This window comes from Aporhodopirellula sallentina SM41 (assembly GCF_000346505.1).
In the GTDB taxonomy this organism is placed as follows: domain Bacteria; phylum Planctomycetota; class Planctomycetia; order Pirellulales; family Pirellulaceae; genus Rhodopirellula; species Rhodopirellula sallentina.
Genome location: NZ_ANOH01000057.1, coordinates 1 through 3,870 on the forward strand (window position 1 = coordinate 1; position 3,870 = coordinate 3,870).

Sequence of the window (3,870 nt, forward strand, 5' to 3'; positions counted from 1 at the left end):
CGAGCTTTTTCTCGTAACCCTGCGTCACACCAACAATCATGTTGGCGAGAATCGCACGCGTCAGGCCATGGAATTCACGCGACGGGCGACTGTCATCCATACGCGATACGACAGCTTCTTTCCCATCCGCATCGACTTCCACACTCACTTCGGATCGGTGGGTGAATGTCAGCTTGCCTTTTGGGCCTTCGACGTTGAGCGTGCGATCGTTAACAGTGATCGACACACCAGCGGGGATCGCGACGGGCTTTTTACCGATGCGGCTCATGACTGATTCGCTTGATGAAACAGGGGGTGTTTGGACAGGATCTCGCCATCGCGAGATCGGGAACGGACTAACGCAGGATCAGGAAACTTCGCAGAGTACTTCGCCGCCGATCTTATCTCGGCGGGCTTCCCGGTCGCTGACGACGCCCTTACTGGTGCTGATGATTCGGATTCCCAAACCGCCGAGCACTGGTCGCAGTTCTTTGCTGCGCGAGTACAGTCGACGTCCTGGTTTACTGATTCGTTTGATTGTCTGGATCACACGTTCGCCGTTAGGGCCGTACTTGAGCTCCAAGCGGAGCGTCTTGACGGGCTCGGTGTCCTCTTCCTTCCAATCCCAGATGAAGCCTTCACGTTTCAAAACGTCGGCAACACCGCGTTTTACGCGACTGGCAGGAATGTCTACATAAGGCCGTTCCACACGAACCGCGTTTCGGATTCGTGTGAGCATATCGGCAATGGGGTCGGTCATCATAGCTGTGGGTTCCCTTTAATTGTTTCCAGACTCACCAACTGGCCTTACGCACGCCAGGAATCAACCCGGCATTCGCATTCAAGCGAAAACAAATGCGGCACAAACCGAACTTGCGATAGACCGACCGCGGACGACCACAATAGTTGCAACGGTTTTCTTTCCGTGAGGAAAACTTGGGCGTACGAGACGCCTTGGCGATTTTGGATTTGCTTGCCACGAAAGGACCTGCGGTGAACGGAGCGGGCAACTATGCCCAACTAGGAAACGTAACGGTGATGTGTACTAACTGAATTCGATCACGCCGGCGTCGGCACTAAGCCGCACCCGACTTCTCTTTGGGTTGTTTGAAAGGCATCCCGAATTGCTCGAGCAACGCGCGCCCTTCGTCGTTGTTCTTTGCCGAGGTGATGAAGCTGATGTTCATCCCTTGAGGCCGAACGAACTTATCTGGGTTGAGCTCGGGGAACACCAATTGTTCGTTGAGCCCGAGGGTGTAATTACCGCGACCATCGAACGCCGTGCGGCTGATGCCACGAAAGTCACGCACCCGTGGGAGTGCGATCGAGACGACTCGGTCGAGGAACTCATACATCCGTTGGCGACGAAGCGTGACCATGCAACCGATCGGCATGCCTTCACGCAAACGGAACGTTGCGATCGACTTGCGAGCGAGCGTCAACACGGGCTTTTGGCCAGCGATTTGCGTCATCGAGTCAACCGCCATGTCAAGGACCTTCTTGTCCGTGACTGCTGCTCCGATACCCATGTTGAGCGTGATCTTCTCAAGACGTGGGATCTGGTGCGGGTTGGTAAACCCAAACTGTTCCTTGAGTGCCGCGCGGATCGATTCCTCGTAGCGGACCTGCAATCGTGGTTTCGTGTTGGACATGGGAGGCAACAAGCCGATTAAGTTGTGTGATTAAAATTTGATGTCGTCACCGGATGATACGGCAACCAAGAACTTTACTTCGTCGCTCGGCTTGCTTTGGCGGGTGCCACCTGGCCGAGACTCGCTCCGCTCTTTTTGGCGAAACGCTCTTTGCTTCCGTCCGGGAGGTAACGCAGCCCGATACGGCTCGGTTTGCCGTCGGTCGGATCCACGATCAGAACGTTGCTCGCGCTGATCGGCATCTCTTTACTGAGACGTCCACCCTGCGGGTTCTTCTGGCTTTGGCGAACGTGCTTCCAAACCTTGGCGGCACCTTCGACGATTACTTTGTTCGCATCGCGATCGATTTTGATAATCTTGCCTCGGTGACCCTTGTCAGCCCCAGCGATTACGATCACTTCGTCGTCAATTCGGAAATTCATTTTTTGGCTTCTGGCAAATAACGATGAGCGTTTAGCTTCTAATTCTGTTGTCAAGCTTTCACTGGACTCGCCCGAGCGGGATCGCCCCGGCGAGAGCCTTCAGCTCAAAGGACCTCGTTAGCGAGGCTAACAATCTTTGTAAACTTCTGTTCGCGAAGCTCTCTTGCGACAGCACCGAAGATACGGGTACCACGTGGGTTGCGGTCTTTGTCGACCAACACCACCGCGTTGGAATCAAACCGGATGTAACTGCCATCGGGACGACGAGTCGGTGTCTTAGTACGAACGATTACCGCACGCACGACGGACTTCTTCTTGACTTCGCTGCCAGGGATAACGCTCTTGACACTGCAAACGATCACATCGCCGACCGTGGCAAAACGTCGACGACTTCCGCCGAGCACCTTGATGCACATCACCTGACGGGCACCGGTGTTATCCGCAACGTCGAGACGAGTTTCTTGTTGGATCATCTAATTCACTTCAACGACAAATATTTTGTTACTGACGCCTGAACTCTGACACACAACGGTCAGAGCAACGCGGGATGGGGCAGTTGCCTAGGACTCGCTTTCGGACGGGCTTTCACCGGCGTGGGCGGCCTCAATCGTTTCGCTCTCGGCGGCGTTCATGGCCTCTTTCCGAGCGGCACGAAGGGCAACCACGTCGACCGCGGTACTCTTCTCGAGAACGCGAACCAATCGCCACCGCTTCAGCTTGCTAAGCGGTTCCGACTCGATGATCTCAACGCGATCACCAACACCCGACTCGTTGTCTTCGTCATGGACGTGGCAGACGGTACGGCGACGGAGGTATTTCTTGTACTTCGGATGCTTGACCACGCGATTGATCTCGACGCGGCGCGTCTTGTTCATCTTGTCGCTGGTAACGATTCCGGCTAACACGCGTTTAGGCATGACGTTTCGGACAGTTCAGTGGAAGGGTATTTCATGTGAAGCCGGTGGCGGCTTCGATTAATTACAAATGGGTGGCGGCCTGATACCTACGCGTTCTGCGCGGCACGCTCCCGCTGGGTTTGGATCGTCTTGACCCGAGCGATCAAACGGCGATTCTTGCGAATCTCGCTTGGTGTATTGAGTCGCTCGGATTGCGATTGAAAACGCAGACGAAACAATGTCTCTGCCGCTTCTTTCGCAGTCGCATCGAGCTGCTCATCGCTCATTTCGTGCAGTTCAGTCAGTGATGTCATCGTTCAACAAACGAAAAAAGGGAATGAGTTTTGGTAGGGTTGGCCTCACCGCGGCAATGCTTTACGCAGTCCGCCGCGACACAAACCGAACCTTGACAGGCATCTTGCTGGCCAAACGAGCGAAGCAAACTTTGGCTTGCTGTTCGGTCACGCCACTGAGTTCGTACAAAATGGTTCCCGGCTTGACGACCGCGGCCCAGAAGTCTGGCTCACCTTTCCCCTTACCCATCCGAGTTTCCAGCGGAGTGCTGGTCACTGACTTGTCTGGGAAGATTCGAATGTAGAGCTTGCCTTCGCCGCGAACGTATTGCTGGGCTGCGATCCGGCCGGCTTCGATCGTTGTAGCTTTGATCCATCCGGCGTCCAGGGACTGGATTCCGAAATCGCCAAAAACGACCGTATTGCCGCGAGTCGCGTTACCTTTTATACGACCTCTTTGGCTTTTTCGATGCTTGACCCGTTTGGGCATCAGCGCCATCGTTGTCGTCTCCGTAAGTACCTTGGTTAATCCACACCTGAATCCCGATGTGCCCCTGTGGCGTCATCGCTTCGGTGAATCCGTAATCGATCTTCGCTTGCAGCGTACTGAGCGGGATCGAGCCGGCAA

Annotated in this window: 9 protein-coding genes and 1 pseudogene; all 10 read right to left on the minus strand. The window is 54.9% G+C overall.

Translation table 11 applies throughout. The annotated features are described in order from the left end of the window. On the minus strand, positions 1 to 268 hold a 268-nt coding region (locus RSSM_RS02955), incomplete at its 3' end, for a 50S ribosomal protein L6 (protein ID WP_044300813.1). A gap of 78 nt (positions 269 to 346) precedes the next feature. Continuing rightward, positions 347 to 742, minus strand: coding sequence for a 30S ribosomal protein S8 (gene rpsH, locus RSSM_RS02960; RefSeq protein WP_008674319.1), 396 nt, complete (start codon positions 740 to 742; stop codon positions 347 to 349). A 31-nt stretch (positions 743 to 773) separates the two neighbouring features. Beyond that, a complete protein-coding gene (locus RSSM_RS02965) occupies positions 774 to 959 on the minus strand; it encodes a type Z 30S ribosomal protein S14 (RefSeq protein WP_008674324.1) in 186 nt (61 codons plus the stop codon). A gap of 96 nt (positions 960 to 1,055) precedes the next feature. After that, entirely contained in the window at positions 1,056 to 1,631 is a 576-nt protein-coding gene (gene rplE, locus RSSM_RS02970; protein ID WP_008674325.1) for a 50S ribosomal protein L5, read from the minus strand. A gap of 74 nt (positions 1,632 to 1,705) precedes the next feature. Beyond that, positions 1,706 to 2,053, minus strand: coding sequence for a 50S ribosomal protein L24 (gene rplX / locus RSSM_RS02975; protein ID WP_008674327.1), 348 nt, complete (start codon positions 2,051 to 2,053; stop codon positions 1,706 to 1,708). Between the two features lie 104 nt (positions 2,054 to 2,157). Continuing rightward, positions 2,158 to 2,526 carry a 50S ribosomal protein L14 gene (gene rplN, locus RSSM_RS02980; protein ID WP_008674328.1) on the minus strand — a complete coding sequence of 123 codons (369 nt, stop codon included), beginning with the start codon at positions 2,524 to 2,526 and terminating at the stop codon, positions 2,158 to 2,160. Positions 2,527 to 2,613: 87 nt separating this feature from the next. Beyond that, complete coding sequence (gene rpsQ / locus RSSM_RS02985; RefSeq protein ID WP_008674329.1) at positions 2,614 to 2,970, minus strand: 30S ribosomal protein S17; 357 nt, start codon at positions 2,968 to 2,970, stop codon at positions 2,614 to 2,616. 86 nt (positions 2,971 to 3,056) lie between these two features. Then, entirely contained in the window at positions 3,057 to 3,263 is a 207-nt protein-coding gene (gene rpmC / locus RSSM_RS02990) for a 50S ribosomal protein L29 (RefSeq protein ID WP_008674331.1), read from the minus strand. Positions 3,264 to 3,324: 61 nt separating this feature from the next. Continuing rightward, a complete protein-coding gene (gene rplP, locus RSSM_RS02995; protein ID WP_008674332.1) occupies positions 3,325 to 3,741 on the minus strand; it encodes a 50S ribosomal protein L16 in 417 nt (138 codons plus the stop codon). After that, positions 3,680 to 3,870: pseudogene (gene rpsC / locus RSSM_RS32245) on the minus strand (30S ribosomal protein S3); the annotation flags it as partial. The gene rplP and the pseudogene rpsC, both read right to left, overlap by 62 nt.

What these genes read in the sequence shown, in the direction of transcription:
- rpsH (WP_008674319.1), bottom strand. Translation starts at nt 742, where the DNA reads ATGATGACCGACCCCATTGCCGATATGCTCACACGAATCCGAAACGCG.
- rplE (WP_008674325.1), bottom strand. Translation starts at nt 1,631, where the DNA reads ATGTCCAACACGAAACCACGATTGCAGGTCCGCTACGAGGAATCGATC.
- rplX (WP_008674327.1), bottom strand. Translation starts at nt 2,053, where the DNA reads ATGAATTTCCGAATTGACGACGAAGTGATCGTAATCGCTGGGGCTGAC.
- rplN (WP_008674328.1), bottom strand. Translation starts at nt 2,526, where the DNA reads ATGATCCAACAAGAAACTCGTCTCGACGTTGCGGATAACACCGGTGCC.
- rpsQ (WP_008674329.1), bottom strand. Translation starts at nt 2,970, where the DNA reads ATGCCTAAACGCGTGTTAGCCGGAATCGTTACCAGCGACAAGATGAAC.
- rpmC (WP_008674331.1), bottom strand. Translation starts at nt 3,263, where the DNA reads ATGACATCACTGACTGAACTGCACGAAATGAGCGATGAGCAGCTCGAT.
- rplP (WP_008674332.1), bottom strand. Translation starts at nt 3,741, where the DNA reads ATGGCGCTGATGCCCAAACGGGTCAAGCATCGAAAAAGCCAAAGAGGT.